Source organism: Tsukamurella sp. USMM236 (genome assembly GCF_037148755.1).
In the GTDB taxonomy this organism is placed as follows: Bacteria; Actinomycetota; Actinomycetes; order Mycobacteriales; family Mycobacteriaceae; genus Tsukamurella.
In genome coordinates this window covers 98,720-124,500 of record NZ_JBBCSS010000001.1, presented here as the reverse complement: position 1 = coordinate 124,500, position 25,781 = coordinate 98,720, and the positions used below count along the sequence as shown (strand labels likewise).

Here is a 25,781-nt window from a genome sequence, read left to right as displayed (position 1 = left end):
TCACCTACTCATCGCTGCCGCGCAGAGGCGTCGGACACCATCTCCGGGCACGCACGCCCGGCCCGCAGCTCGTAGTGCCACACCTCGTTCGCGTACGTGCGGCACAACCCGAACCGCTCCGAGTAGCGGTCCATCCAGTACGCGGCCTCCGTCGGCCCCACGTCCACCGCATCGCCCGTCACGTGCTCCGAGGTCGACGGGGTCGCGACCAACCGCGCCGCCTCCTCCGCCCCGTCACGCCGCACGGCATCGTCGTAGAGGAACTGCTGATACCGCTTCGACCGCCACCCCGACGTCAGGTGCATCGCGACGCCCTCCCGGGCCGCCGCGCGTGCCGCCGACCGGATCGCCGTGCGCAGCTTCGGATCGAGCCTTGTCACCGCCGGCACATCCGCATCCACCGCCACCCGGTCCAGCACCACGCCATCCGCCTCCCCCAACTGCCCGACGGTGCCCGTCTCCCCCCTTCCCGGTATTCCCGGGAGCGCTTCCGAGCACGCCGCGATCACCGCCGCCACGGCGACGAGGACGACCAGCGCGGCAGCCGATTTCGTGAGTAGATGAGCCATGTCCTCACGATGGGCCGCCCACGTCCCGGTACCGTCGCCGACGGTCCGCGGTCCCGTCCCGGTTGTGTTCCAAACGCCACACCGCCGGCGACCTGTGAGTAGTCTCACCGGTCGCCGCGCTGCGACGGCCCCGAGGCGGACGTAGCGTTTCGCCATGGCAGAGAGCACATTGACTGTTGTCGTTCCCGCCTACAACGAGGACGAGGTCATCGAGGAGTGCCTCGAGCGACTGTTCGCCGAAGGTTCCGAGATCGACGAGATCATCGTGGTCGACAACAACTCGACAGACCGCACCGTCGCCCTGGTGGAGGCCGCCGCCGCGGCGAACCCCGTCGTGAAACTGATCCGCGAGACCCGGCAGGGCCTGGTGTGGGCCCGCAACGCGGGGCTCGACGCCGCCACGTCGTCGGTGATCGCCCGGATCGACGCGGACACCGTCGTCGCTCCGGGGTGGGCGCGGCGCCTGCGCACGTTCTTCGACTCCGACGACGGCCGCGGCTTCGACGTCGTCTCCACCCTCGGGGAGTTCCGCGGGCTCCCCGGCCGGCGATTCCAATCCGCCCTGAACAAGTGGAACGATCCGTTCGGGCGCAACGAGAAACGCGCGCAGCGGGTGAGCTACTGCTTCGGCCCGAGCATGGCCTTCCGCGCCGAGACGTGGCGCCGGATACGGCCGCACGTCACGATGCGCAGGGACGTCTTCGAGGACGTCGACATCGCCCTCTGCGTCCAGGACTCGGGCGGGGAGTGCGCGCTGATCCGGGACGTCGTGGTGGAGGTCTCGCCGCGCCGCTTCTACACCGGCGTCGGCAGTTACGCGACGTACGCCGCGTACCTGCCCCGCACGTTCTGGATCCACGGCCGGCGGGGAACGGCCACCTGGCTGACGGCGGCGCTCCCGCTGACCGTCGGCTTCCACGCGGCGCGGCTCGCCGTCCTGCGCGGCCTCGGCGACGGCGGCTTCGCGTTGCGGAACGTCTTCCGAAGCACCGGGACGGAGCGCGAGCGACCATGAAGCGACCGCCCCCGGCGATCCTGGGCGGGCTCCTCCCGGTCATCGTCTACTTCAGCGCCACCCGCCTGGGCGGCCTCTCGCAGCTGACCGGCGTCGTGCTCGGCATCGTCACGGGCCTGGTGATCGTGACCTGGCGGATGCTCGTGACGCGCCAGGTCGGGCAGCTGGAGCTGTTCACGACCGCCATCCTCGCGGTGGCTCTCATACCGTCGCTCGTCACCGGCGAGCCGCGGATCGCCCTTGCGGCACAGTCCATCGACGGCTTCTTCGCGGCGGCGTACTTCCTCGTCTCGGCGTTCACCCGCAGGCCGCTCGTGGCGAGCATTCTCGGGCCGATGTACGTGAAGGCGCTCAAGGTGGAACCGACGGCGTGGGACCGCTGCCTGGACGAGTCGCCGCGGTTCCGCAGCCGGATCCGGTGGATGAGCGTGGTCTGCGCCGCCACCGCGGTCACCGGATCGTCGGCCGGCCTGTACCTCGCGCTGCACTACCCGATCGACACCGTGGTCCTCGTCGGGCCGGTGATCGGCTTCGTCCTCGTCCCGCTGGCCCTGCTCGTCATCAAGCTGGCGGACCGGCCCCTGCGCGCGGAACTCCGTCGTCCGGTGGATCCTCGCCCGGCCTGAGGCCGGGCGCGGTCACCAGCGCAGCGTGAGCTCGCCCCCGTCGGGGAGCGCCGCCCAGCGCGGGGCGAAGTCGTCGTAGCGGGCGAAGATCCGCTCGCACAGGGCGGGATCGATGTCCGCGTCCTCGAGGGCGCCGGGCCACGCGGGCTCCGGCTTCCGGTGCCCGCGCTCCACCTCCCACAGCGCCGCGGTCAGCGACGCGAGGTACTCCGAGCGCGCCATGTCCGCGGACTGCGCGGCCGTCGGCTGCCGCTTGCGGCGGGACGCCTTGCGACGCTCCCCCGGGTCGGCGGGCCAGAACAGCCCGTCGAGGCCGTTCGCGTCGGCGATCCGCCCGAACACCCCGCCACGCAGGCCCGCCTCGGCCTCGACGATGAGGTGCGCCGCGTCGTGCGGCACCGGCGGCCGACCGCCTGGGCCGCCGCGGGGCGCCAGCTCCGGGCCCTTCGCGCGCGTGATCCGCACGTCGTACCCGTTCCGGCGCTTGACGAACGTGACCTCCATGCCTCCAGGGTGCGTCGCACGCCGGGCCGCCGCAACCGGTTTTCGACGGGCTGCGGGCCGCGGCCGCGCGCAATACAGTGGCGGCATGTCGATGCGCGCCCGCCCGTCCCTGTCCCTGCTCGGCGCGGCGGTCCTCGCCACGACGGCCGTGGTCGGCGTCGCGCCGGCGCACGCGGCCCCGGCCGCGCCCACTTACGTCGCGCTCGGCGACTCCTACTCCTCCCTCCCCGCCGACGCCACCGTCGGCGCCTCGCAGCAGGAGCGCGCCTGCGGGCGGTCCACGCACAACTACCCGAAGCTGGTGGCCGCGTCGCTGGGCCTGGCCCCGGACGCGCTGCGGGACAACACCTGCGGCGGCGCCAAGACGCGGGACGCCTTCGCGAGCCAGCACGCCGGCTCCGCGAAGACCGGCTACTACGACGCCGCGCCACAGCTCGACGGGATCACCCCCGCCACGACGCTCGTCACCGTCTCCCTCGGCGGCAACGACGGCGACCTCTACTCGAGCATCCTCGAATCCTGCGCGGTGGCACCGCGATCGGCCGCGGTCCGCTGCACCGCCGATCAGCGCACCCGCCCGGCCCGCCTGGCCGACGGCGCCGTCGCCTCCCGTCTGGCGAAGATCACCGCGGCGAACGAGCGCATCATCCGCGCCGTCCGCGAGCGCTCGCCGCGGGCGCGGATCCTCGTGGTCGGCTACCCGGCCGTGTTCGCCGGCGACCGGACCTGCGCCACGATCGCCCCCTTCCGCTCCGCCTCGATCCCGTGGATGCGCAGCATCCTCACCGAGCGGCTCAACGGCGCCGTCCGGCGGGCCGCCGTGAACGCCCGCGCCGAGTACGTCGACATGGAGGCACCGTCGAAGGGCCACGAGCTGTGCAGCGCGCGCCCGTGGATCAACGGCGTCGACGAGGTGCCCCGCGCCGCTGCGCTGCACCCCTTCCCCGAGGAGGGCGAGGCGGTCGCCACCGCGGTCACCGCCGCCGTGCGGGCGTCAGGCCCGCGCCTGTAGCCGCTCCCGCGTGGCCTCGTCGGCGGGCAGGAAGGTCTCCAGGTGCAGCTCGTCGACGGTGGCGTCGTGCGGCGTGAGCACGGCGCTGACCACGCTGAACAGTCGCAGCGGCGCGCCGTCGGGCATGCGGAGGACGAGCTCGACGACGGGCCCGGACGGCGCGGGTGCCGGGCCTCCGCCGGGGTAGCCCCGGCACTCGGCGAGGAGCGCCGCCAGCCGCGGATCGGCGGTCCGATCGGCGCGCGCGGCCACCTGGTGCAGCAGGTGCTCGCGCCAGGCCCCGAGGTCGACGATGCGCGGCGCCAGCCCGTCGGGGTGCAGGCTCAGCCGGACGACGTTGACCGGCGGCTCCAGCAGGTGCGACGCGCAACCGGCGAGCAGCGGGGCGACGGCGTCGTTGGCGTCCACCAGGTCCCAGTACCGGTCGAGGAGGACGGCCGGGTAGGGCGCGTGCGCGTCGAGCAGGGTGCGGAACGATGCCAGCACGCCCGCGGCGTCCGCCGGGCTGTCGTGCCGCGGGGCGAAACCGCCCGCCACGAGGAGGGCGTCGCGCTCGCGGGGCGGCACCTCCAGGTGGTCGGCCAGCCGCAGGATCATCTCGGCGCTCGGCCGGGACCTCCCCGTCTCGACGAAGCTCAGGTGCCGCCCGCTGACCTCGGCGCGGCTCGCGAGTTCGAGCTGGCTGAGCCGCCGCCGCTGCCGCCAGGTGCGCAGGAGCGGCCCCACCTCGATCGTCGTCATGCCCGCGAATCTATCCGCGCCGGGGAGGCGCCACCATTACCTCCGAGGTAATCGCCACGACTCGCGATCGGCGGCAGACTCGGCGTCGCTCCCATCGAACCGACCGAGAACACCTGGAGGACACCATGAACCACGTCGTCGACGCCTACCTCGCCACCTGGAACAGCACCGACCCGCAGGCCCGCCGCGACCTGCTCGCGCGGCACTGGGCGCCCGGGGCCACGTACACCGATCCGATGGCGGAGGTCGCGGGGACTGAGGCCATCGGCGCCGTCGTCGCCGGCGTGCACGAGCAGTTCCCCGGCTTCGAGTTCACCCTCGTCGGCGAGCCCGACGCGCATCACGGCCAGGTGCGGTTCCAGTGGGGCCTCGGCCCCGCGGGCGCGGAGCCGCCGGTCATCGGCTTCGACGTGGTGACCGTCGACGCCGACGGTCGCATCGCCACCGTCGCCGGCTTCCTGGACCGCGTCCCCGCCTGACGAGAAGACGGCGATGGCCCCCTCCGCGTGGAGGGGGCCATCGCCGGGTGCCGGACTACCGGCCGATCAGCTTGAGCGCCTTGATCGCCGACGGAACGACGTTCAGGAAGACGTTGCGCGGCACGCCCTTGATGCCGCCGATGCCGATGATCCGCTGCTGCGCGATGGTCTTCGACTCGCAGTACTTGAGCAGGCCCTCGGTGCCGTGGCGGCGGCCGACGCCCGAGATGCCCATGCCGCCCATCGGCGCGGCGGTGGAGCCCCACGCGGCGGCGTAGCCCTCGTTGATGTTGACGGTGCCGGCGTTGATCCGCTCGGCGATCTCCTGCGCCTGCTTCGTCGTTCCCGCGAAAACGCTGGCGTTGAGTCCGTACTCGGTGTCGTTGGCCTTCTCGACGGCCTCGTCGATGGAGTCGACGGGGTAGATCGAGACCAGCGGGCCGAAGGTCTCCGACTTGAAGCAGACGGCCTCCTCCGGCACGTCCTTGAGCACGGTCGGCTCGTAGAAGAACGGGCCGAGGTCGGGGCGGGCCTTGCCGCCGGCGAGCACCGTCGCGCCCTTGGCGACCGCGTCGTCCACATGCGCGGCGACGGTGTCGATCTGCGACTTCGATGCGAGTGAGCCCATCTCGTTGTCGAAGTCGTAGCCGGCGCCCAGTGCGAGCGCGGCGGTGCGCTCGGCGAAGGCGCGGGCGAACTCGTCGGCGATCGCCCGCTCGACGTAGATCCGCTCGATCGAGATGCACAGCTGCCCCGAGTTCGAGAACGCGGCGCGGGCCGCACCGTCGGCCGTGTGCGCGATGTCGGCGTCCTTCGTGACCACCATGGGGTTCTTGCCGCCGAGCTCGGCGGAGAAGCCGATGAGGCGCTTGCCGCACTGCTCCGCGAGCGTGGCGCCGGTGGCGGAGGAGCCGGTGAACATGAGGTAGTCGGCGCGCTCGACGATCGCGGTGCCCACGACGCCGCCGGGGCCGGGGACCACGGCGAACAGGTCGCGCGGCAGGCCGGCGCGGTACAGCAGCTCGACGGCCGCGAGGGCGCAGTACGGGGTCTGCGAATCGGGCTTGAGCACGACGGCGTTGCCGGCGGCCAGCGCGGCGACACCGTCGGAGACGGCGAGGGTGATCGGGTAGTTCCACGGCGCGATCACGCCGACGACGCCCTTGGGCTGGTAGCGCACGCGGGTCTTGGTGAACACCGGCAGCATGCCGTCGGTGCTCTTCTCCGCCAGGATCTTCGGCGCGTTCTTGCCGTACCAGCGGGCCGTCATCGCGACGTCCAGCGACTCCTCCTGGGCGTACTGGCGGGCCTTGCCGGTCTCCAGCTGCACCATGTCCATGAGCTCGGCGCGGTGATCGTTCACCAGGTCGGCGAACTTGAGCAGCACGGCCGCGCGGTCCTTGGCGCTGCGGGCCGCCCACTGCTTCTGCGCGAGGCGGGCCCGCTCGAACGCCTTCTCCACGTCCTCCACGGTGCCCACGGGAATCGTGGTGACCTTCTCGCCGGAGAACGCCTCGAGGACGTCGCGCGACTCGCGCTGCTCCGGGTGGTCGATCGCCGCGAGGGCGCGAAGACGGTCGAACGTGGCCTGGGTAGGTGCTGGCATGACGCCAGATTACCCGCTTGTTGATGCGCACTCAATAGTGTCGCCGTCCGACGCTCGTGAATGCGGCCGAATCCTGGGCGACGAGGCCAGAATCGGCCTCCTGACCTGCTAGTCCGCCGGTTTCACGACGGCTTCCTCCACAGCTGAGCGTACGAAACGTGTTTTCTCCACAGCGGCGCTCCCGACGAGCCCGTCCAGTCCTACGCCGGCGTCACGCTGGGTTCCATGCACACCATCGAGATCCTGCAGGCGCTGGCCGCTCCGGACGGCGGCGTCTTCTCCCGCCGAGCCGCGCTGCGTGCGGGCGCCGACTCCGCGGAGATCGAGCGCCTTCGCCATCTGGGCGACATCGTCGTGATCCGTCGGGGCTGGTACCGCCTCCCCGGAGCGAACACCGCGGTCGTCGCCGCAGTGAAAGGCGGCGCCGTGATCACGTGCGTCTCCGCACTGGCGTTCCGCCCCGGCGTCTGGATCCCGCCACGCAGATCCACAAAGACTGCCAAGGCCACGCTGTCGAAGTCGAAGACCCATCTGCGGCGCGAACGACATCGGCGGACGCGATCGCACGCCGACTGCGACGCGTTTCAACGCCTCCCTTCACCGACCCGCGCCGTCGACGACCTACCCACCGCTCTGCGCTGCGCGGCGAACTGCCTCGACGCCGACGAGTTCGTCGCGGTACTCGACTCGCTCCTGCGCAAGCCCGATCCCTACAGTCTCCAGGACCTGGAGGAGATCTTCGCGGACGCCCCGAAGGCCACGAAGCGGCTGCTGAAGTACCTGGACCCGCTGGCCGGCTCCGGCACCGAGTCGCTGGTCCGGTACCGCCTGACCTGCCTACACATCCGCGTGCGCAGCCAGCAGACGATTGCTGAACTCGGCCGGGTGGACCTGCTCGTCGGCGACAAACTCATCATCGAATGCGACAGCACCGACCACCACAGCGGCGCGCAACGGCTCGTGGACAACAGGCGCGACCGGACCGCCACGCGCGGCGACTACCGCGTCATGCGGTTCGACTACTCCGAGGTCATCGGGAATTGGGACGCGATCCTTGCCGAGATCCTCGACATCGTCCGCACCGACCGGCACGTCGGCGTCGTCCGGGTCGTGAAACCGGCAGGTGCCGACGATACGAAGCCGGATCTGGCCTCGTGACCCCGGAATCAGCCGGATTCACGAGGCGATACCCTGGCGACCATGAGCAACGTGCAGTTCACCCCCACCGCGGACCTGGTCGACGAGATCGGCCCCGACGTGCGCAGCTGCGACACGCAGTTCCGCCAGTTCGGCGGCCGCAAGCAGTTCGCCGGCGAGGTCGTCACGGTCAAGTGCTTCCAGGACAACGCGCTGCTCAAGTCGATCCTGGGCGAGCCCGGCGAGGGCCGCGTGCTGGTCATCGACGGCTCCGACGAGAACGGCGTCCCCTCGCTGCACACTGCGCTGGTCGGCGACCTCATCGCCGAGCTCGGCCGCGGCAACGGCTGGGCCGGCATCGTGGCCTACGGCGCGGTCCGCGACGCTGCCGTGATCGGCACGCTGGACATCGGCGTGAAGGCGCTCGGCACCAACCCGCGCAAGTCCACCAAGACCGCCGAGGGCCAACGCGACATCCCGCTCACCTTCGGCGGCGTCACGTTCAACCCGGGCGACAGCCTTTTCAGCGACGACGACGGCATCGTCCTCCGGTGACGCACCTCGCCCCCGGGGCCACCCTCCTCCAGCGCCGCGACGGCATCGTCCTCCGGTAACGCCCACCACGCCCATGTGGAGCACGCGCGAGGTCGCTGAGCTGGCGGGGACCAGCCTGCGCACCGTGCGGCACTACCACGACGTCGGGCTACTGGACGAGCCCGCGCGACGGTCCAACGGCTACAAGACCTACGGCGTCGAGCACCTGGTGCGGCTGGTCTGGATCCGTCGCATGACGGGGCTGGGCTTCAGCCTCGCGCAGATCGCCGCGATGGACGCCGACGATGTGGACGACGCGGCGGCCGCCGAGCTCGATGACAAGCTCGCCGCCGACATCGAACGGCTGCAGGCGATCCGCGAGGACCTGCGCGCGCTGCGCACGTCGACGGCACCGTCGGACCTGCCGCCCGAGCTCTCCGCGGCGGCGACGGCCCGGAACCTCTCCCCCGCGGACCGCAAGTTCAGCGCCGTCCTCGCCCAGCTCGTGGGGCCGACCCGCGCCGAGGAGTACGCACGCATGCTGACGGCGTACAGCCGGACTGACGCTGCCGACGACTTCGACCGGCTGCCCGCCGACGCGGACGAGGCCACCATTGACAATCTCGTCGCCCGCCTCGTCCCCGACGTCCTGCACCAGGTCGCGGGCTTCCCCGACCTGGGCACCTGGTCCGACGAGGGCGGGCACGATCAGCGCACCGCGCAGCGCGTGATCCTCGCGGCGCTGACCGAGCTGTACAACCCGGCGCAGCTGCAGGTGCTCGGCTGGGTCGCAGCCGCGGCCGCGGGCGAAGACTGACCGGTCAGCGCGCCACGCGGGCGGACCGCCCGAAGACCTCCACCACGTCTCCCACCGCGAGCTGCCGGCCACGACGCAGGTCGACCTCGCCGTTCACCGCCACCTCGCCCTCGGCGATCACCGCCTTGGCCTCGGCCCCCGAGTCGATGAGACCCGCCAGCTTGAGGAACTGCCCCAGCCGGATCACATCGTCGGAGATGGTCACGTCGATCGCCTCACTCACGCGCACCATCATGCCCGACTATCCTCGCCGGTGTGCTGCTCGATCTGGCGGGTACCCGCACCCACGTGGTGGTCGACGAACCGATCGCCCCGGCGAGCGGGCCTCCCATCGTGCTCAGCTCCGGCCTGGCCGGGAACTGGTTCGACTGGGACGCGGTCACGGAGCTCCTGACCGCGAGCCGCACCGTCGTCCGGCTGGACCGACCCGGGTACGGCCTCTCCGATCCCTGGCCCGACGGTGCCGTCCCCACCCTGGACTCCGAGGTCACCCGGCTGCGCGAGCTGTTGGACGCGTTGGACATCGGCGCGGCGGTGATGGTCGGGCATTCGATGGCCAGCTTCTACGTCGAGGCCTTCGCCCGCGAACACCCGCACCGCACAGCGGGATCCGTCCTCCTGGACGGCAGCGTCGAGACCTCTCCCCGCTGGGTGGTGCCGGGCGAGCTGCGCGACGCCGCGCTCCTGCGGTCGGCCGACGCGGCGGCCGCGGTACGGATGAACCTGTTCGGCCCGTTGGTGCACCGGATGCTGGGCGCGGGCGCGCCGCCGCCCGAGTACGCGGAGATCCTCTCCTCCGAGGCCTACTTCCGCGCCGCGTTCCTGGAGAACGGTCGATACCCCGTGCTGGCGCACGAGCTGGCCGATCTGCGGGAGCGGACGCCGCTCCCGGCCGGCGTCCCGTGGACGGTGGCCGCGGCGTTCGCCGGGCGGCGCACCCCGTGCGCGACGCACTGGCTGGAGCAGCAGCAGGAGCTGGCCGACGTGCTGCATGCGCGGTTCGCGGTGATCGCGCCGAGCGGACACCAGGCCATGGTCGATCAGCCCGCGCAGACCGCGGCGCTGATCCTGGACGTGACTAGCCGACCCGCAGAACCCGCAGGTCCGACGCGGTGACGAGGCGCTCGCCGTCCTCGGCGAGCGTGCGCGCGAGTCGGCGGTTCCGCAACCGGGAGATCGCCTTCGAGCCCAGCAAGGTGGTGCGACGGTGCAGCTTCACGACGGTCTCCGGTGCGATCTCGATGCGGAACGGTTGGTTACAGATACTGTATTCCTCCCGCGCGGCGGGGTCCAGCGCTCGCGGCCGAAGCGTGTCGCTCCTCACATGCGGGTTCCGGCGAGCGCCCGCGCACGCCGCGGCTACGCTGTGGGTGTTCGTGCAGCAATTTGCGTCCTCACACATCCTCCAAGGAGAACCGTGTCCGATCTCGACGACCTGATCAAGTCCATCCCGCTCGCGGATATCGCCGCCCAGCTCGGCGTCTCGGAGGACGTCGCCTCGGAGGCCGTCAACCAGACGGTGCCGACCCTGCTCGCCGGCCTCCAGGCGCAGGACACCACCGAGGCCCCGGCCGATCTCGCGCAGGCCGCCGACAGCGGCGACGGCCAGCAGATCGTCTCCAGCCTGTTCGGCGAGAAGACCGACGACGTGGCCGCCGCGGCCGCCGCGCCGCTGTCCTCCGGCGTCACCGACGGCCTGGTCAAGCAGCTGCTCCCGATCCTCGCGCCCATCGTGATCAGCTTCGTCATGAAGAAGCTGACCAGCGGCGGCGCGGCCGCTCCGCAGCAGGAGCAGGCCCCGGCCCCGCAGCAGCAGAGCGGCGGCGACGTCCTCGGCAGCATCCTGGGCAACATGCTCGGCGGCGGCAACCAGCAGGCCGGCGGCAACGCCGCGGGCAACGTGCTGGGCAGCATCCTGGGCGGCCTGCTCAAGGGCAAGTAACCCGCTCGAACGACCGAAGGCCGGCCCCCGCGAGGGAGCCGGCCTTCGTCGTTCGACGGTGCGCTACCGCTGCGGCGCGGCGGTGGGGACGATCGGCGCGGGCAGCGCGGTGTCGCCCATGAGGAACCGGTCGACGGCGGCCGCGGCGCTGCGGCCCTCCGCGATGGCCCACACGATGAGCGACTGGCCGCGGCCGGCGTCGCCGGCGACGAAGACGCCCGGCACCGTCGACTGGAAGTCGTCGCCGCGCGAGACGTTCCCGCGCTCGCTGTACTCGACGCCCAGCTTGTCCAGCAGGTCGTCGCGCTGCGGGCCGACGAAGCCCATGGCCAGCAGCACGAGGTCGGCCTCGAGGGTGAAGTCGGTGCCCTCGACCTTCTCGAACCGGCCGCCCTCCATCTTGACCTCGTAGGCCTTGAGGCCGGTGACCTTGCCGTCCTCGCCGACGAACTCCTCGGTGCTGACGGAGAAGACGCGCTCGCCGCCCTCCTCGTGGGCCGAGCTGATGCGGTACATGAGCGGGTAGGTCGGCCACGGGGTCGACTCGGCGCGCTCACGCGGCGGGACCGGCATGATCTCGAACTGGTGCACGGTGGTCGCGCCCTGGCGCAGCGAGGTGCCGAGGCAGTCGGCGCCGGTGTCGCCGCCGCCGATGATGACGACCTTCTTGTCCTTGGCGTGCAGCGGCGGCAGGCCGTTCTCGTCGAGGACGTCGTCGCCGACCGCGGCGCGGTTGGCCCAGGGCAGGAACTCCATCGCCTGGTGGATGCCGTCCAGCTCGCGGCCGGGGATCGGCAGGTCGCGCCACACGGTGGCGCCGTTGGCGAGCACGACCGCGTCGAAGTCCTCGCGGAGCTGCTCGACAGTCACGTCGACGCCCACGTTGACGCCCGTCTTGAAGACGGTGCCCTCGGCGTTCATCTGGGCGAGGCGGCGATCGATGTGCCGCTTCTCCATCTTGAACTCGGGGATGCCGTAGCGGAGCAGGCCGCCGATCCGATCGGCGCGCTCGTAGACGGTCACGGTGTGGCCGCCACGCGTCAGCTGCTGCGCCGCCGCGAGGCCCGCCGGACCCGAGCCGACGACGGCGATCTTCTTACCCGTCAGCTTGGTGGGGTGCTGCGGCGAGACCCAGCCCTCGTCGAAGGCCTTGTCGATGAGCTCGACCTCGACCTGCTTGATGGTGACGGGATCCTGGTTGATGCCCAGCACGCACGACGCCTCGCAGGGCGCGGGGCACAGCCGCCCGGTGAACTCCGGGAAGTTGTTCGTGGCGTGCAGCCGCTCGATGCCGTCGTACCAGCGGTCCTTGTACGCCAGCGTGTTCCACTCGGGGATCAGGTTCCCCAGCGGGCAGCCGTTGTGGCAGAACGGGATACCGCAGTCCATGCACCGGGAGGCCTGCTTGCGCAGGGTGGTCCCGTCGAAGGGCTTGTACACCTCGTTCCAGTCCAGGAGCCGGAGCGGGACGGGCCGGCGAACCGGGGTCTCGCGCGAGTTGTTCTTCAGAAAGCCTTGCGGATCAGCCACGAGCGGCCTCCATCACTGCGTCGTCGATGTTGCGGCCGTCGAGTTCGGCGCGCTTGATGGCGGTGAGTACGCGCTTGTAGTCGCGCGGCATCACCTTGGCGAAGAGCTGGCGCTCCCGCGGCCAGTTGGCCAGGATCCGTTCCGCGACGGCGGAATCGGTGTAGCGGTAGTGGTCGGTCACGGCGCCGTGGACGAACTCGATGTCGGCCTCGTCGAGCGACTCCAGCTCCACCAGCTCGGTGTTGAGGTCGCGCTCGAACTGTCCGTCGGCGTTGTAGACGTAGGCCACGCCGCCGGACATGCCGGCGCCGAAGTTTCGTCCCGTGTCGCCGAGGACCACCACGCGGCCGCCGGTCATGTACTCGCAGCCGTGGTCGCCCACGCCCTCGACCACCGCGACGGCGCCCGAGTTGCGCACCGCGAACCGCTCGCCCGCCTTGCCGTTGAGGTAGACCTCACCGGCGGTGGCGCCGAACAGGATCACGTTGCCCGCGATGATGTTGTCCGCGGCGACGAACTCCTCCGGGGCGTTGCGCGCCGGGCGGACCACGATCTTGCCGCCCGAGAGGCCCTTGCCCACGAAGTCGTTGGCGTCGCCCTCGAGGCGCAGCGTGATGCCCTTCGGCACGAAGGCGCCGAAGCTGTTGCCCGCGCTGCCCTTGAACGTGATGTCGATGGTGTCCTCCGGGAGACCGTCGGCGCCGTGCGCCTTGGTCACCTCGTGGCCGAGCATCGTGCCCACGGTGCGGTTGACGTTGGAGATCGGGGTCTCGATGGTGACCGGCGCGCCGGTCTCCACGGCGACCCGCGCCTGCGAGATCAGCTGCTGGTCCAGGGCCTTCTCGAGGCCGTGGTCCTGCGGCTGGCTGCAGAACAGGTCCTGCTTCATGAACGGCGAGTCGACCTGCGCCAGGATCGGCGAGAGGTCCAGCTTGCCGGCCTTGGCGCCGCCCCAGTGGGCCTGCGCCTCCGTGGTGTCGAGGATCTGCGACTGGCCGACGGCCTCCTGCAGGGTGCGGAAGCCCAGCTCGGCGAGCAGCTCGCGCACCTCCTCGGCGATGTAGAGGAAGAAGTTCTCCACGAATTCGGGCTTGCCGGTGAACCGGCGCCGCAGCACCGGGTTCTGGGTCGCCACGCCCACGGGGCAGGTGTCCAGGTGGCACACGCGCATCATGATGCAGCCCGAGACCACCAGCGGGGCGGTCGCGAAGCCGAACTCCTCGCCGCCGAGCAGCGCGGCGACGATGACGTCGCGGCCGGTCTTGAGCTGGCCGTCGACCTGCACGACGATCCGGTCGCGGAGGCCGTTGAGCAGCAGCGTCTGCTGGGTCTCGGCGAGGCCGATCTCCCAGGGCGCGCCCGCGTGCTTGACCGAGGTCAGCGGGGTGGCACCGGTGCCGCCGTCGTGGCCCGAGATGAGCACCACGTCGGCGTGCGCCTTCGAGACGCCCGCGGCGACGGTGCCCACGCCGATCTCCGAGACGAGTTTCACGTGAATCCGCGCCTGCGGGTTCGCGTTCTTCAGGTCGTGGATCAGCTGCGCCAGGTCCTCGATCGAGTAGATGTCGTGGTGCGGCGGGGGCGAGATCAGGCCGACGCCGGGCGTCGAGCCACGGACCTCGGCGACCCACGGGTACACCTTGTGCGGGGGCAGCTGGCCGCCCTCGCCGGGCTTCGCGCCCTGCGCCATCTTGATCTGGATGTCGGTGCAGTTGCTCAGGTAGTGCGAGGTCACGCCGAACCGGCCCGAGGCGACCTGCTTGATCGCCGAGCGGCGGAAGTCGCCGTTCTCGTCGGGCGTGAAGCGCCGCGGATCCTCGCCGCCCTCACCGGAGTTCGAGCGCCCGCCGAGGCGGTTCATAGCGATGGCCAGCGTCTCGTGCGCCTCGGCCGAGATCGAGCCGTAGCTCATGGCGCCGGTCGAGAAGCGCTTGACGATCTCGCTCGCGGGCTCCACCTCGTCGATGGAGATCGACGGGCGGTCGCTCTGGAAGCGGAACAGGCCGCGCAGCGACGCGAGCCGCTCGCTCTGGTCATCGACCAGCTTCGTGTACTCCTTGAACACCTTGTACTGCCCGGTGCGCGTGGCGTGCTGGAGCTTGAAGACGGTGTCCGGGTTGAACAGGTGGTACTCGCCCTCGCGGCGCCACTGGTACTCGCCGCCCACCTCGAGCTCGCGGTGCGCCAGCTCCTCGGGGCGGTCGTTCATGGCGCGCTTGTGCCGCGCGGCGACGTCGGCGGCGATCTCGTCGAGGCCGATGCCGTCGAGCTGGCTCTGCAGGCCGGTGAAGAACTCGTCGACGACCTCCTGCGACAGGCCGATGACCTGGAACAGCTGGGCGCCGGTGTACGAGGCCAGCGTGGAGATGCCCATCTTGGACATCACCTTGAGCACGCCCTTGCCGGCCGCCTTGACGTAGTTGGCGTTCAGCTTCTCCAGCGGGGTGCCGTTGAGCTCGCCGCGGATGTGCATGTCCTCGATGGTCGCGAAGGCCATGTACGGGTTGACCGCCGCGGCGCCGCAGCCGATGAGGGCCGCCATGTGGTGCACCTCGCGGGCGTCGCCCGACTCCACGATGAGGCCGACCTTGGTGCGGCTGCGCTCGCGCACCAGGTGGTGGTGCACGGCGGAGGTCAGCAGCAGCGACGGGATCGGCGCCAGCAGCCGGTCGGAGTTGCGGTCCGACAGGACGATCAGGCGCGCGCCGCCGTCGATGGCCTCGGAGACCTGGGTGCGCACGGTGTCGAGCGCCTCGCGCAGGCCCTTGCCGCCCTCGGCCACGTGGTACAGGCCCGGGATCACCACGGACCGGAACTCGGGCAGGGTGCCGTCGTCGTTGACCTTGACCAGCTTCTGCAGCTCGTCGTTGTTGAGGATCGGCTGCTCGAGGTGGATCTGGCGGCAGCTGATCGCCGCCGGGTTGAGCAGGTCGGACTCGCTGCCGATCGTGCCGCCGAGCGCGGTCACGATCTCCTCGCGGATCGCGTCGAGCGGCGGGTTGGTCACCTGCGCGAACAGCTGCTGGAAGTAGTCGAACAGCAGGCGCGGGCGCAGCGAGAGCACGGCGACGGGGGTGTCGGTGCCCATGGAGCCGATCGCCTCGGCGCCGGTCTTCGCCATCGGCGTGAGCAGGAGGTCCAGCTCCTCCGTGGTGTAGCCGAACATCTGCTGCCGCTGCGTGACCCGGTCGTGCGCCATCACGGTGTGGGGGCGGTCCGGCAGGTCCTTCAGGCGCAGCAGGCCCTCGTCGAGCCACTGCTGGTAGGGCTCAGCGGCGGCGAGCTCGCCCTTGATCTCCTCGTCGGAGACGATGCGGCCCTGCGCGGTGTCCACGAGGAACATGCGGCCCGGCTGCAGGCGGGTCTTGTAGACCACGTCGGAGTGGTCGATGTCGAGCACGCCCACCTCGGAGCCGAGCACGACGAGGCCGTCCTTGGTGACCCAGATGCGCGACGGGCGCAGGCCGTTGCGGTCGAGCACGGCGCCGATCACGGTGCCGTCGGTGAAGCAGACCGAGGCCGGCCCGTCCCACGGCTCCATGAGCGAGGAGTGGTACTCGTAGAACGCCCGGCGGGCCGAGTCCATGTCCTGGTGCCGCTCCCACGCCTCGGGGATCATCATCAGCACGGCGTGCGGCAGGCTGCGGCCGCCGAGGTGCAGCAGCTCGAGCACCTCGTCGAAGCGCGCGGTGTCGGAGCCGCCCTCGGTGCAGATCGGGAAGATCTTGTCCGCGGCGTCCTCGCCGAAGGCCGAGACGTCGAGCAGCGCCTCGCGGGCCCGCATCCAGTTCTCGTTGCCGTTGACGGTGTTGATCTCACCGTTGTGGGCCACGCGCCGGTAGGGGTGCGCGAGCGGCCAGCTCGGGAAGGTGTTGGTGGAGAAGCGCGAGTGCACCAGGCCGAGGGCCGACTCGACGCGCTCGTCCTGCAGGTCCACGAAGAAGCCGCGCAACTGCGGGGTGGTCAGCATGCCCTTGTAGACGAAGGTCTGGCCGGACAGCGACGGGAAGTACACCGACTCCTCGCCCTGCGAGCCCGCGCCCGCACCGTCGGTCCCGAGCTCGCGCTCGACCCGCTTGCGGATCACGAAGCAGCGGCGCTCGAGGTCCATGCCCGAGAGGGGCGCACCGTCGGAATCCGTGCCGGCGATGAAGACCTGCCGCATGGTGGGCATGGCGTCGCGGGCGAGCGCGCCCAGCGAGCCGTCGTCGGTGGGCTGGTCGCGCCAGCCGAGGACCGTCAGGCCCTCCTCGGCGACGATGCGCTCGACGCCCTCGGCGGCCTTGGTCGCCTCGGCGGCGGCCTGCGGGAGGAAGGCGATGCCCGTGGCGTACGCGCCCTGGTGGGGCAGCTCGAAGTCCACGACCTCGCGGAAGAAGCGGTCCGGGACCTGGATCAGGATGCCCGCGCCGTCACCGGTGTTGGGCTCGGCGCCCGCGGCACCGCGGTGCTCGAGGTTGACCAGGGCGGTGATGGCCTTGTCGACGATGTCCCGGGACTTGCGTCCGTGCATGTCCACCACGAAGGCGACGCCACATGCGTCGTGCTCGTTCGCGGGGTGGTACAGGCCCTGGGGGCCCGGGGGGACGAATCGGCTCATCGAATACCTGCCTCTACGCAGCGCCTCACGGCGGAACGGGTTCTTCAAGGTTCGGCGATCCGGGACTGCAGATCACCTCAGGCATCGTTGGCTGTACCGAAAATATTAGTTTCCCCGCCTCGGATCACCAAATGAAAGGTCATCCTTACCGGCCTGGACCTGCGCCGATGCACCTGCGAAGCCGCGCGGGGCGCTCATTTCGACTAGGTTTCCACGACGTGACCGGAAGTGATCCGGGCGAGCTGCTCACGGTGGGCCCGGGCCTCGCCGTCGCGCTCGTCGCCCTCGCCCTGACGGGCGCCGCCGTGGCGTGGCTCGGGCGAACCGGCTACGGCCCCGCGATCCTGAGTTCGACGGTCCGCGCGACGGTGCAGCTCGCGGTGCTCGGGATGGTGCTCAGCCTGATCGTGCGGAGCCTGTGGTTCACGGCGGCGTTCGTGCTGCTCATGGGCGTCACGGCGGGGTGGACGGCGGCCCGCCGCATCGTCGGCGGGCGGCCGCGATGGTCGGAGCTGGCGGCGACGACCGCGGCGGTCGCCGGACCGGCCGCGATCCTGTGCGTGACGCCGATCGCCGTCGTGGCCGTGACCTGGCTGGTGGCGGCCGGCCGGTACGAGACGGGCCCGCGGAACTACTGACCGCGTACGACGGATCGCCGACGGAGCCTCGGTGCATCTCTGCGACCGGGCCCCGGCGCGTCGTCGCCGACACGCACCGAAGGTCAGCGGGTGCCGATCGCGTCCAGCTCGGCGAGCGCGTCGGCCGGGAGCTCCAGCGCGGCGCCGGCGACGTTCTCGCGCAGGTGCACGACCGACGAGGTGCCCGGGATGAGCAGGATGTTCGGCGAACGCTGCAGCAGCCACGCGAGGGCGACCGCCATCGGGGTGGCGCCGAGCCGGGCCGCGACGGCGTTCAGCGCGTCGGACTGCAGCGGGCTGAACCCGCCGAGCGGGAAGTAGGGCACGTACGCGATACCCTGCGCCGCCAGCGAATCCACCAGCTCGTCGTCGACGCGGTGGGCGATGTTGTAGAAGTTCTGCACGCACGCGACCGGCGCGATCGACTGCGCCTCCGCGACCTGCTCGGCGGTCACGGTGCTCACGCCGAGGTGCCGGATCAGGCCCTGCTGCTTCAGCTCGGCGAGCACGGTGAAGGGCTCGGCGATCGAGCCGGCGCTGGGGGTGTCGAAGTCGCCGACGCGCAGGTTCACCACGTCGATCGCGTCGAGCCCGAGGCGTTCGAGGTTCTCGTCGACGGCGCGGCGCAGGTCGTCGGGCTCCAGCGCGGGCGGCCAGCCGCCGGTGTCGTCGCGGCGGGCGCCGACCTTGGTCACGATGTGCAGCGACTCCGGGTAGGGGTGCAGCGCCTCGCGGATGATCTCGTTGGTGACGAACGGGCCGTAGTAGTCGCTGGTGTCGATGTGCGTGATGCCCAGGTCGATCACGTCGTGCAGCACCTCGATCGCCGCCTCGCGGTCGGCGGGCGGGCCGAAGACGTGCGGCCCCGCGAGTTGCATGGCGCCGTAACCGAATCGGGTGACCGTGAGGTCGCCGCCGAGGGCGAACGTGCCGCCGGGCAGGGTGGTTGCAGTCATGCACCCATCATTGCACCGCGACCGCCCGGTGTCAGTGCCCGTGCTTGGCCTCGCGGACCTTCCGCCAGCGCTCCATCATCTCCGGGAGCTCGTCGATCATGAACTCGAAGAAGTCGCGCATCACCGAGAGACGCTCGGCGGCGGGGCCACCCGTGGGCAGCTCCTCGATCCCCTCGATGGCGACGTCGCGCCACCGCTCGAGGATCGGATTGCGAGCGGCGAAGGCCTCGTACCAGATGTCGTCGCCGAGGGTGATCAGGCTGTGCCGGGAGCCGGGCACGTGCGTGCGGCGGATCATGCTCGTCTGCTCGAGGTACCGCACGGCGCCCGACACGGCGCCGGCGGACACCTGTAATCGCTCGGCGATCTGCGAGGGCGTGAGCGCCGCTTCCGGCGACGTCAGCACCGCGGCGAAGACGCGGGATGCCATGCGCTGCATACCCGCGTCCACGAACGCGGCTGCCATGTTCTCCACGAAGTCGGGCGCGTCCATGCAGGTCACGATAGCCACAATTCAGACACTTCACAAATTTGTGAACTGAGCGTAGCGTCGGCGCCATGACAACTGAAGTCGTTCGGGTCGAGGGCCTCACCAAGACCTTCGGCAGCGCACACGCACTCACCGGGCTCGACCTCCACGTGACGCCGGGCGAGGTCCACGCCTTCCTCGGCCCCAACGGGGCGGGCAAGTCCACCACCATCCGCGTCCTCCTCGGGCTGCTGAAGAAGACCTCGGGCACCGTCGAGCTGCTGGGCGGCGATCCGTGGTCCCAGGCCGCCGAGCTGCACCGCCGCCTCGCCTACGTGCCGGGCGACGTGACGCTGTGGCCCAACCTGTCCGGCGGCGAGATCATCGACCTCATGGGGCGCCTGCGCGGAGGCCTCGACGAGGCGCGCCGAGCCGAGCTGATCGAGCGCTTCGCCCTCGACCCCGCGAAGAAGGCCCGCACCTACAGCAAGGGCAACCGGCAGAAGGTCGCGCTCGTCGCCGCCTTCGCCGCGCGCGCCGAGCTGATGATCCTCGACGAACCGACCTCCGGCCTCGACCCGCTCATGGAGGAGGTCTTCACCCAGTGCCTCGCCGAGGCGAAGGCCGACGGCACGTCGATCCTGCTCTCGAGCCACATCCTGTCCGAGGTGGACCGGGTCGCCGACACCGTCACCATCATCAAGGACGGTGCGTCCGTCGAGACCGGCTCGCTGGCCTCGCTCCGCCACCTCTCCCGCACCCGGGTCGAGGCGACGCTGGCGCGCCCCGTCGACCTCGCGAACACCGCGGGCGTGCACGACCTGCAGGCCGACGGTGACCGTGTCTCGTTCAGCGTCGAGGCGGCGGACCTCGGGCGCCTCCTCGGCGAGCTGGCGGCCGCCGGCCCCACGTCGCTGACCAGCCGCCCGCCGACGCTCGAGGAGCTCTTCCTCCGGCACTACGACACCGCCGGGGCCGTGCGATGACGGGCCTGGGTGCCACCCTGCGGCTGGTGGTGCGGCGCGACCGCATCCAGCTGGTGGTGTGGCTCCTGCTCTACGTCGCGATGGCGGCGTCGGCCTATTCGACGGCGAAGACCAACTACGCCGACCAGGCCTCACTCGACTCCGCCGCGCGCGCCGCCAGCGAGAATCCCTCGCTCGTCGCGATGTTCGGCCCCGTCTACTCGGCCACCACCGGCGCGGTGGGCGTGATCAAGATGGTCGTCATGATGGCGGCCGCCCTCGGGCTGCTCACCGGTCTGCTGGTGATCCGCCACACCCGCGCCGACGAGGAGTCCGGCCGCCGGGAGATGCTGGGCGCCTCCGCGATCGATCGCACCGCTCCCCCGCTCACCGCGCTCATCGAGACCACCGCGCTGAGCCTGGCCATCGGCGTGCTCAGCGCGCTGACGCTGATCGGCATGGGCGCGGATGCGCAGGGCAGCATGCTGTTCGGCGCTCTCTGGGCGTTCACCGGCATCGTCTTCGCCGCGTTCGCGCTGCTCTGCGCGCAGCTCACGGAGGGTGCGCGCGCCGCGCGCGGCCTGTTCGCCGTGGGCCTCGGCGGCGCCTACCTGCTCCGGGCCGTCGGCGACGTCTCCGTCATCCGGACCGACGGGACGCTGCCCGCCGAGCCCGGCTGGGAGTCCTGGCTCTCGCCGCTCGGCTGGGCGCAGCAGATCCGCCCGTTCGCCGACGACCGGCCCTGGCCGATCCTGCTGCTGCTCGCGGCGTCGGTGGTGCTCACCGCGGTGGCCCTGCGGATCGCCGCGCAGCGCGACCTGGGTGCAGGCCTGATCCCGGTGGGTCGGGGCCGCGAGCGGGGCAGCGCCCTGCTCGGCTCCGTGGAGGCGCTGACCTGGCGACTGCACCGCGGCCAGTTGATCGGCTGGAGCGTCGGCATGCTGGCCGTGGGCCTCGCCTTCGGCGGCATGGGCAGCGCGGTCGACTCGCTGGTGGGCAACTCCGGGACGCGCGAGATGCTCGAGCGGCTCGGCGGATCCGGCTCCAGCCTGCTGGATGTCTTCTTCGGCGCCGAGTTCTCCATCATGGGCATGGCGGTCGCGGCGCTGGGCATTTCCATCGTCAACACCGCCTGCTCGGAGGAGACCTCGGGCCGCGCGGAGTACCTGCTCTCGGCGCCGGTGGCGCGGCTGCGCTGGTACGCCTCGCACCTGACCGCGGCCGTTATCGCGACGACCGTGGTGAGTCTCGCCCTCGGCGCGGGCGTCTCCCTCACCGCGGGCCGGGAGCTGATCGTCCCCGCCCTGGCCGCGCTGCCGGCGGTGTGGGTGATCACGGCGATCGCCGCCCTCGCGGGCGCGATCTCGGCGCGCTGGGCGTCCGTGGGCTGGGTCGTGCTCGCGCTGTGCGTGACCACGATGATCGCCGACGTGCTGAAGCTCCCCGACTGGGTCGCGAAGGTCTCGCCGTTCAAGCACGTCGCGACGCAGCCCGGCGCCACCGTGCTCACCGGCGCCACGATCACCCTGGTGGTGATCGCCGCGGCGGGCCTGATCGCGGCTGCGCTGTCCGAGTCCCGCCGCGACCTCGCCGCGTAGGCCGCACGCCGGGGCGGCCCGCTGGGCCGGGTAAGTCGATCAGACAGGTGATGCGTCCCACGCATACCCCCGAAAACTGAAGGTCAGGGGCATTTTCGACGGACAGGGCGATGCGCCCGGCGCATACCCTCCCCTGTGAGGCCCGACGGTCCGCCGCCCGCTCCACCCGTGTACGTCCGGGAGGGGTATGCGCCAGACGCATCGCCCGATTCTCGAAAACCGGCTCTAACCTGGAGGTTTGGAGGGTATGCGTGGGACGCATCGCTTCCGTGCAGCAACACGGGCCCAACGCGGGCTCGCCCCCGATTGCGCTCTACGGGGCGTTGGTCACGGACTCGTCACGGGGCGATCTCAGCCTCTGAGACAGTTGACGTTTCACCTGAGAGACCCGGGGCTAACTTGAGAGATCAAAAGCCCTGCAAATGACTACTGACCGCAGCGAGCGAGTCAGCTGCGGTCAGTGCTCTCTCAGGATAACAGGAGAGTTGCGGTCATGCATATATCTCATCGCGATTCTTTTGTCACGGTGTTTTCGCGCTGCGACCGCATCGCTCCAGGAGCAGCCGGCCGGCGGGATAGGCGGCGAGCGAGGCGGGCAGCGCCCCCGGACGCCCGGACTCCAGCACGGCCACCACGGCGCCCAGCTCCGGCGGTCCGCCGGGCTCCACGCCGAGCCGGCGCAGCGTCTGCCGGGCGACAGGTTCCGGCGAGTCGAAGACCGCGACGTCCCGCCCGGTCCGCGCCCGGAGCGCGGACACGATCGGCTCCCTGACCAGCCCGTAGTGCGTGCAGCCCAGAACCACCGACTCGATGTCGTCCGGGGTCGCCGCGGCCGCCGCGGAGATCGCCGCCGCCACCCGCTCGGGGTCGCCGGAGTCGATCGCCTCGGCCAGGCCGTAGCAGGGGATGCGGTGCGCGAGGGCCGGGTCGGCGAAGGCGTCGATGAGCGAGGTCTGGTAGTCGCTCACCGTCGCCGCAGCGGTCGCCCAGACGGCGAAGGGGCGCCCCGTCGACCCCGCGGGGCGGATGGCGGGCACCACCCCGACGACGGGGACGGCGGGCTCGAAGCGGGCGCGGGCCGCCTCCAGTGCGTACATGGAGCCGGTGTTGCAGGCGACGATGATCGCGTCCACGTCGTAGCGGGCCGCGGCGCCGGCCATGGCGACCACGCACTCCGAGATCCGGGCCGGTTCCAGCAGGCCGTAGGGCATGTTGTCGGGGTCGCGGGCCAGCACCAGCTCGGTGTCGGGCCGCACGCGGGAGAGGGCGTCGGCGTAGTTGACCATCCCGAAACCGGAGTCGATCACCGCTACGCGCATGACCCGAATTTACCGGGCGAGCCGCAACCGGAAGACGGTGGTGGCGCCCTCGCGCCGGTAGTCGACGTCGCCGCCCAGCAGCCGCGCGTTGTCCCGGGCGATGGCGAGCCCGAGGCCGGCTCCCCCGCCGGCACCGCGCGAGCGGGCCTCCTGGGCCTTCGCGAACCGGCCGAAGACCCGTTCCTCGTCGCCGGGCGGCACGCCCGGACCGTGATCGCGGACCTCGACGATCGCACCGTCGGCCGACGGAGCGACGGTCACCGTCACGGGCGGCGCGCCGTGCCGGACCGCGTTGCCCACCAGGTTGGTCACCACCGCGACCACGCGGCGGCGGTCGGACTCGACGGTGAGGGGCGCACCGTCGACCTGGACGGCGTGCCAGCCGCGGGCGGAGAGGGCCTCGCGCAGGGCCCCGACCAGCTCGAAGGGCGCGCGCCGCACCTCGGCCGCACCGGCGTCGAGGCGCGTCATCTCCAGCAGGTCGTCGACGAGGCCGGCGAGGGTGTCGACCTCGGAGGCGACGAGCTCGGAGGCGCGGCGCAGGTCGGAGTCGGCGCCGAGGGTCGCGGCCTCCTCGCGCAGCACCTCGGCGGCGGGGACGAGCGCGGCGAGTGGGCTGCGCAGCTCGTGCGAGACGTCGCCGACGAACCGCCGCGACCGCGCGTCCTGGTGGCGCAGCACGTCGATCGACTCGTTCTGCCGGTCGAGCATGGAGTTGAACGTGTCGGTGAGGTCGCGCAGTTCGGTCACGTCGGTCGCGGGGAGGCGGGCCTCGGTGTCGCCGTCCGTGACGCGCGCGGCGACGGACTGGATCCGGCTGAGCGGCCGGGTCACCGTGCGCGCGACGATCAGCGCGACGAGGATGCCGAGCAGAGCGCTGCCGGCCACGGCGACGACGACCAGCAACGTGAGCCGGTTCAACCGGGGCCCGACGTCCTCGAGCGGCTGCACGCCGTAGACCACGACGCTCTCCGCATTGAAGATCGTCGGCCGGGGAACGCTGTGCGCGACCAGCACCTTCCCGTCCGGCAACCGCTGGAAGCGGTACAGCGACGGCACCTTCTCGAGCTCGCGCCGCATCGCCCCGGGGAAGTCCTGCGGGGGCGCGGACCCCTGGCGGACGGTCACGCCGTCGACCTCCACGGTGTAGTCGCCCGGGAGGAACTCCCCGATGCTCGATCGGCCTCCCGGCGAGGCCCCACCGCTGCCCGGCGCGGGCATCCCCTGGCGCTCGAAGGTCTCCATGTCGTGCCGGAACGTGGTGAGCACGGCTTCCTGCGCGTCCTGATACACCCAGTCCCGCACCACCATTGCGACCGCGACGCCGGTGACCCCCGCGGTCAGGCAGGTCACGATCACGATGATCGCGAGGATCCGGGTGCGCAGACCTGCGATCACGGCGTGGGCCGGAACCGGTAGCCGAAGCCGCGCACCGTCTCGATGTGGCTGGTCCCGTCGTGTGGGTCGATCTTGGGGCGCAGCCGCAGGATCGCGTTGTCCACCAGCCGGGAGTCGCCGAGGAAGTCCTGGTTCCAGGCCATCGCGAGCAACTGCTCGCGGCTGAGCACCTGGCCCGGGTGGTCGGCGAAGGCGTACATCAGCCGCTTCTCGGTGGGCGTGAGCGGCAGGGGCGCACCGTCGCGCAGGACCTCCGCGCCGGCCCGGTCGACGGTCAGCGGACCGTCGTTCGACGGTGCCGCCACCTCGCCCGACGGTGCCGGGGCGGGGTCCGCGGACGGCGCGGTGCGGCGCAGGGCGGCCTTGATCCGGGCGTCCAGCACGCGCGGGCTGACGGGCTTGACCACGTAGTCGTCGGCGCCGGCCTCGAGTCCGGCGACGGTGTCGATGTCGTCGGAGCGGGCCGTGAGCATGAGGATCGGGACGGTGCTGGAGCGACGGATGCGGCGGCACACGGCGAAGCCGTCCTCGCCGGGCAGGCCGACGTCGAGGATCACCGCATCGGCGGCGGTCACCCGCTGCTCGAGGTCGTCCGTGGCGGCGGCCAGGTGCTCGACGGTGTGGTCGAGCCGGCCGAGCGAGAGCGTCAGTGCGTCGACGATCGCCGGGTCATCCTCGATGAGCAGCAGTCTGACCACCCGTGAGGCTCCCTTCCACGTCGGAGGTCCAGGCCCAGGCGGCCTGACCGACCCGGACCACCGCGGCGGCGCCGACGGCCACCAACCATGCTCCCAGGACATCGCCGGGGCGGTGCCACTGTTGGGCGACGACGAGGACGGAGACCACGCTCCCGGCGCCGACGGCGACGAGGAGCGCGAGGGCGCGGTAGCGCCGCGCGGCGGAGCCGACCAGGATCACCGCGAGCGCCGCGACCACGGCGACGGTGTTCGACGGGAACGAGTTGAGCTCGGGGCCGATGCCGAAGGAGGGCCGCTCGAGCAGGGCCTTGAGCAGGTACGCGCCCGCCACCGTCGAGCCGAGGACGAGCGCGGCGGAGACGGCGACCGTCTTCGACCGGCGGCTCGCGACGACCGCGGCCACGAGGAGGCCGCCGGCCGCGATCATCGGCAGCTGGTAGCGGCCCAGGGCGCCCTCGACGGGGTTCTCGACCCCGAATGCGGCGGAGATCGTCCGCATGAGCTCGTGGTCGATGACCTGGCCCGATGCGGTGCCGACGACCGCGAGGTAGAGCCCGGCGAAGGCCAGCGCGGCGACGACTGCCGTCGTCGCGGCGGTCCAGGGGCGTGTGGTTGCGAACATGACGTC

26 protein-coding genes are annotated in these 25,781 nt (G+C 71.5%); 12 read left to right on the top strand and 14 right to left on the bottom strand.

What is annotated here, in order from left to right; genetic code table 11:
* Positions 1–8: 8 nt before the first annotated feature.
* Positions 9–569 (bottom strand): M15 family metallopeptidase, encoded by a 561-nt coding sequence (locus WFK95_RS00580; protein ID WP_336669574.1) that lies wholly within the window; start codon positions 567–569, stop codon positions 9–11.
* 154 nt (positions 570–723) lie between these two features.
* On the opposite strand from WFK95_RS00580, the gene WFK95_RS00575 reads away from it, so the two are divergent.
* Positions 724–1,584, top strand: coding sequence for a glycosyltransferase (locus WFK95_RS00575; RefSeq protein WP_336669573.1), 861 nt, complete (start codon positions 724–726; stop codon positions 1,582–1,584).
* A complete protein-coding gene (locus WFK95_RS00570; RefSeq protein ID WP_336669572.1) occupies positions 1,581–2,210 on the top strand; it encodes a VC0807 family protein in 630 nt (209 codons plus the stop codon). The genes WFK95_RS00575 and WFK95_RS00570 overlap by 4 nt, the downstream gene beginning before the upstream one ends.
* Before the next feature lie 12 nt (positions 2,211–2,222).
* On the opposite strand, the gene WFK95_RS00565 is transcribed toward WFK95_RS00570, so the two are convergent.
* Positions 2,223–2,714, bottom strand: a complete 492-nt coding sequence (locus tag WFK95_RS00565) for a hypothetical protein (protein ID WP_336669571.1) — start codon at positions 2,712–2,714, stop codon at positions 2,223–2,225.
* 85 nt (positions 2,715–2,799) lie between these two features.
* On the opposite strand from WFK95_RS00565, the gene WFK95_RS00560 reads away from it, so the two are divergent.
* Positions 2,800–3,726, top strand: a complete 927-nt coding sequence (locus WFK95_RS00560; RefSeq protein WP_336669570.1) for an SGNH/GDSL hydrolase family protein — start codon at positions 2,800–2,802, stop codon at positions 3,724–3,726.
* Here WFK95_RS00560 and WFK95_RS00555 read toward each other — a convergent pair.
* A complete protein-coding gene (locus tag WFK95_RS00555; protein ID WP_336669569.1) occupies positions 3,709–4,467 on the bottom strand; it encodes a helix-turn-helix domain-containing protein in 759 nt (252 codons plus the stop codon). The genes WFK95_RS00560 and WFK95_RS00555 overlap by 18 nt on opposite strands.
* A 125-nt stretch (positions 4,468–4,592) precedes the next feature.
* Here WFK95_RS00555 and WFK95_RS00550 point away from each other — a divergent pair, with 125 nt between their 5' ends.
* Entirely contained in the window at positions 4,593–4,946 is a 354-nt protein-coding gene (locus WFK95_RS00550) for a nuclear transport factor 2 family protein (RefSeq protein ID WP_336669568.1), read from the top strand.
* Positions 4,947–5,001: 55 nt separating this feature from the next.
* Here the strand turns inward: WFK95_RS00550 and WFK95_RS00545 are convergent, their stop codons facing one another.
* Complete coding sequence (locus WFK95_RS00545) at positions 5,002–6,552, bottom strand: succinic semialdehyde dehydrogenase (RefSeq protein WP_336669567.1); 1,551 nt, start codon at positions 6,550–6,552, stop codon at positions 5,002–5,004.
* Positions 6,553–6,777: 225 nt separating this feature from the next.
* Between WFK95_RS00545 and WFK95_RS00540 the strand changes: the two genes are divergently transcribed.
* From WFK95_RS00540 to WFK95_RS00530, 3 genes are all read left to right on the top strand, one after another.
* Positions 6,778–7,710 carry a type IV toxin-antitoxin system AbiEi family antitoxin domain-containing protein gene (locus tag WFK95_RS00540; protein ID WP_224644909.1) on the top strand — a complete coding sequence of 311 codons (933 nt, stop codon included), beginning with the start codon at positions 6,778–6,780 and terminating at the stop codon, positions 7,708–7,710.
* Between the two features lie 42 nt (positions 7,711–7,752).
* Positions 7,753–8,244, top strand: a complete 492-nt coding sequence (gene rraA, locus WFK95_RS00535) for a ribonuclease E activity regulator RraA (protein ID WP_224644908.1) — start codon at positions 7,753–7,755, stop codon at positions 8,242–8,244.
* A gap of 73 nt (positions 8,245–8,317) precedes the next feature.
* Positions 8,318–9,040 (top strand): MerR family transcriptional regulator, encoded by a 723-nt coding sequence (locus tag WFK95_RS00530; protein ID WP_336669566.1) that lies wholly within the window; start codon positions 8,318–8,320, stop codon positions 9,038–9,040.
* A 4-nt stretch (positions 9,041–9,044) separates the two neighbouring features.
* Here the strand turns inward: WFK95_RS00530 and WFK95_RS00525 are convergent, their stop codons facing one another.
* On the bottom strand, positions 9,045–9,272 hold the full coding sequence (locus tag WFK95_RS00525) for an RNA-binding S4 domain-containing protein (protein WP_224644954.1): 228 nt from the start codon (positions 9,270–9,272) through the stop codon (positions 9,045–9,047).
* 23 nt (positions 9,273–9,295) lie between these two features.
* On the opposite strand from WFK95_RS00525, the gene WFK95_RS00520 reads away from it, so the two are divergent.
* Positions 9,296–10,156, top strand: coding sequence for an alpha/beta fold hydrolase (locus WFK95_RS00520; RefSeq protein WP_224644906.1), 861 nt, complete (start codon positions 9,296–9,298; stop codon positions 10,154–10,156).
* Here WFK95_RS00520 and WFK95_RS00515 read toward each other — a convergent pair.
* Positions 10,119–10,259, bottom strand: a complete 141-nt coding sequence (locus tag WFK95_RS00515) for a hypothetical protein (protein WP_224644905.1) — start codon at positions 10,257–10,259, stop codon at positions 10,119–10,121. The genes WFK95_RS00520 and WFK95_RS00515 overlap by 38 nt on opposite strands.
* 198 nt (positions 10,260–10,457) lie before the next feature.
* On the opposite strand from WFK95_RS00515, the gene WFK95_RS00510 reads away from it, so the two are divergent.
* Positions 10,458–10,982 carry a DUF937 domain-containing protein gene (locus WFK95_RS00510; RefSeq protein WP_224644904.1) on the top strand — a complete coding sequence of 175 codons (525 nt, stop codon included), beginning with the start codon at positions 10,458–10,460 and terminating at the stop codon, positions 10,980–10,982.
* Between the two features lie 63 nt (positions 10,983–11,045).
* Here WFK95_RS00510 and WFK95_RS00505 read toward each other — a convergent pair whose 3' ends face one another.
* Together WFK95_RS00505 and gltB are read right to left on the bottom strand one after the other, a co-directional pair.
* Positions 11,046–12,512 (bottom strand): glutamate synthase subunit beta, encoded by a 1,467-nt coding sequence (locus WFK95_RS00505; protein WP_224644903.1) that lies wholly within the window; start codon positions 12,510–12,512, stop codon positions 11,046–11,048.
* Positions 12,505–17,112, bottom strand: a complete 4,608-nt coding sequence (gene gltB, locus WFK95_RS00500; protein WP_224644902.1) for a glutamate synthase large subunit — start codon at positions 17,110–17,112, stop codon at positions 12,505–12,507. Before gltB ends, WFK95_RS00505 begins: the two co-directional genes overlap by 8 nt.
* A 218-nt stretch (positions 17,113–17,330) precedes the next feature.
* On the opposite strand from gltB, the gene WFK95_RS00495 reads away from it, so the two are divergent.
* A complete protein-coding gene (locus WFK95_RS00495; protein WP_224644901.1) occupies positions 17,331–17,750 on the top strand; it encodes an ABC transporter permease in 420 nt (139 codons plus the stop codon).
* 83 nt (positions 17,751–17,833) lie between these two features.
* Here the strand turns inward: WFK95_RS00495 and WFK95_RS00490 are convergent, their stop codons facing one another.
* The gene (locus WFK95_RS00490; protein ID WP_304941257.1) at positions 17,834–18,706 is read right to left on the bottom strand and encodes an aldo/keto reductase family oxidoreductase; all 873 of its coding nucleotides are present in this window, start codon (positions 18,704–18,706) and stop codon (positions 17,834–17,836) included.
* Between the two features lie 31 nt (positions 18,707–18,737).
* Positions 18,738–19,199, bottom strand: coding sequence for a GbsR/MarR family transcriptional regulator (locus WFK95_RS00485; RefSeq protein ID WP_224644900.1), 462 nt, complete (start codon positions 19,197–19,199; stop codon positions 18,738–18,740).
* Between the two features lie 65 nt (positions 19,200–19,264).
* On the opposite strand from WFK95_RS00485, the gene WFK95_RS00480 reads away from it, so the two are divergent.
* Entirely contained in the window at positions 19,265–20,161 is an 897-nt protein-coding gene (locus WFK95_RS00480) for an ABC transporter ATP-binding protein (protein ID WP_224644899.1), read from the top strand.
* Positions 20,158–21,738 carry an ABC transporter permease gene (locus tag WFK95_RS00475; RefSeq protein ID WP_224644898.1) on the top strand — a complete coding sequence of 527 codons (1,581 nt, stop codon included), beginning with the start codon at positions 20,158–20,160 and terminating at the stop codon, positions 21,736–21,738. The genes WFK95_RS00480 and WFK95_RS00475 overlap by 4 nt, the downstream gene beginning before the upstream one ends.
* Before the next feature lie 521 nt (positions 21,739–22,259).
* Here the strand turns inward: WFK95_RS00475 and WFK95_RS00470 are convergent.
* Genes WFK95_RS00470 through WFK95_RS00455 form a run of 4 tightly spaced genes read right to left on the bottom strand, consistent with a single transcriptional unit; the run spans position 22,260 to position 25,775 of the window.
* Positions 22,260–23,057, bottom strand: coding sequence for a glutamate racemase (locus WFK95_RS00470; protein ID WP_224644897.1), 798 nt, complete (start codon positions 23,055–23,057; stop codon positions 22,260–22,262).
* A 9-nt stretch (positions 23,058–23,066) separates the two neighbouring features.
* Positions 23,067–24,455: a sensor histidine kinase gene (locus tag WFK95_RS00465; RefSeq protein ID WP_224644896.1), complete on the bottom strand. Its 1,389-nt coding sequence runs from the start codon at positions 24,453–24,455 to the stop codon at positions 23,067–23,069.
* Entirely contained in the window at positions 24,452–25,153 is a 702-nt protein-coding gene (locus tag WFK95_RS00460) for a response regulator transcription factor (RefSeq protein WP_224644895.1), read from the bottom strand. Before WFK95_RS00460 ends, WFK95_RS00465 begins: the two co-directional genes overlap by 4 nt.
* A complete protein-coding gene (locus WFK95_RS00455) occupies positions 25,125–25,775 on the bottom strand; it encodes a hypothetical protein (protein ID WP_224644894.1) in 651 nt (216 codons plus the stop codon). The genes WFK95_RS00460 and WFK95_RS00455 overlap by 29 nt, the downstream gene beginning before the upstream one ends.
* Between the last annotated feature and the right edge of the window lie 6 nt (positions 25,776–25,781).

Excerpts from the sequence above, each read along its gene's own strand:
- WFK95_RS00580 (WP_336669574.1), bottom strand. The coding sequence starts at position 569 with ATGGCTCATCTACTCACGAAATCGGCTGCCGCGCTGGTCGTCCTCGTC.
- WFK95_RS00575 (WP_336669573.1), top strand. The coding sequence starts at position 724 with ATGGCAGAGAGCACATTGACTGTTGTCGTTCCCGCCTACAACGAGGAC.
- WFK95_RS00570 (WP_336669572.1), top strand. The coding sequence starts at position 1,581 with ATGAAGCGACCGCCCCCGGCGATCCTGGGCGGGCTCCTCCCGGTCATC.
- WFK95_RS00565 (WP_336669571.1), bottom strand. The coding sequence starts at position 2,714 with ATGGAGGTCACGTTCGTCAAGCGCCGGAACGGGTACGACGTGCGGATC.
- WFK95_RS00560 (WP_336669570.1), top strand. The coding sequence starts at position 2,800 with ATGTCGATGCGCGCCCGCCCGTCCCTGTCCCTGCTCGGCGCGGCGGTC.
- WFK95_RS00555 (WP_336669569.1), bottom strand. The coding sequence starts at position 4,467 with ATGACGACGATCGAGGTGGGGCCGCTCCTGCGCACCTGGCGGCAGCGG.
- WFK95_RS00550 (WP_336669568.1), top strand. The coding sequence starts at position 4,593 with ATGAACCACGTCGTCGACGCCTACCTCGCCACCTGGAACAGCACCGAC.
- WFK95_RS00545 (WP_336669567.1), bottom strand. The coding sequence starts at position 6,552 with ATGCCAGCACCTACCCAGGCCACGTTCGACCGTCTTCGCGCCCTCGCG.
- WFK95_RS00540 (WP_224644909.1), top strand. The coding sequence starts at position 6,778 with ATGCACACCATCGAGATCCTGCAGGCGCTGGCCGCTCCGGACGGCGGC.
- rraA (WP_224644908.1), top strand. The coding sequence starts at position 7,753 with ATGAGCAACGTGCAGTTCACCCCCACCGCGGACCTGGTCGACGAGATC.
- WFK95_RS00530 (WP_336669566.1), top strand. The coding sequence starts at position 8,318 with ATGTGGAGCACGCGCGAGGTCGCTGAGCTGGCGGGGACCAGCCTGCGC.
- WFK95_RS00525 (WP_224644954.1), bottom strand. The coding sequence starts at position 9,272 with ATGGTGCGCGTGAGTGAGGCGATCGACGTGACCATCTCCGACGATGTG.
- gltB (WP_224644902.1), bottom strand. The coding sequence starts at position 17,112 with ATGAGCCGATTCGTCCCCCCGGGCCCCCAGGGCCTGTACCACCCCGCG.
- WFK95_RS00490 (WP_304941257.1), bottom strand. The coding sequence starts at position 18,706 with ATGACTGCAACCACCCTGCCCGGCGGCACGTTCGCCCTCGGCGGCGAC.
- WFK95_RS00485 (WP_224644900.1), bottom strand. The coding sequence starts at position 19,199 with ATGGACGCGCCCGACTTCGTGGAGAACATGGCAGCCGCGTTCGTGGAC.
- WFK95_RS00480 (WP_224644899.1), top strand. The coding sequence starts at position 19,265 with ATGACAACTGAAGTCGTTCGGGTCGAGGGCCTCACCAAGACCTTCGGC.
- WFK95_RS00475 (WP_224644898.1), top strand. The coding sequence starts at position 20,158 with ATGACGGGCCTGGGTGCCACCCTGCGGCTGGTGGTGCGGCGCGACCGC.
- WFK95_RS00470 (WP_224644897.1), bottom strand. The coding sequence starts at position 23,057 with ATGCGCGTAGCGGTGATCGACTCCGGTTTCGGGATGGTCAACTACGCC.
- WFK95_RS00455 (WP_224644894.1), bottom strand. The coding sequence starts at position 25,775 with ATGTTCGCAACCACACGCCCCTGGACCGCCGCGACGACGGCAGTCGTC.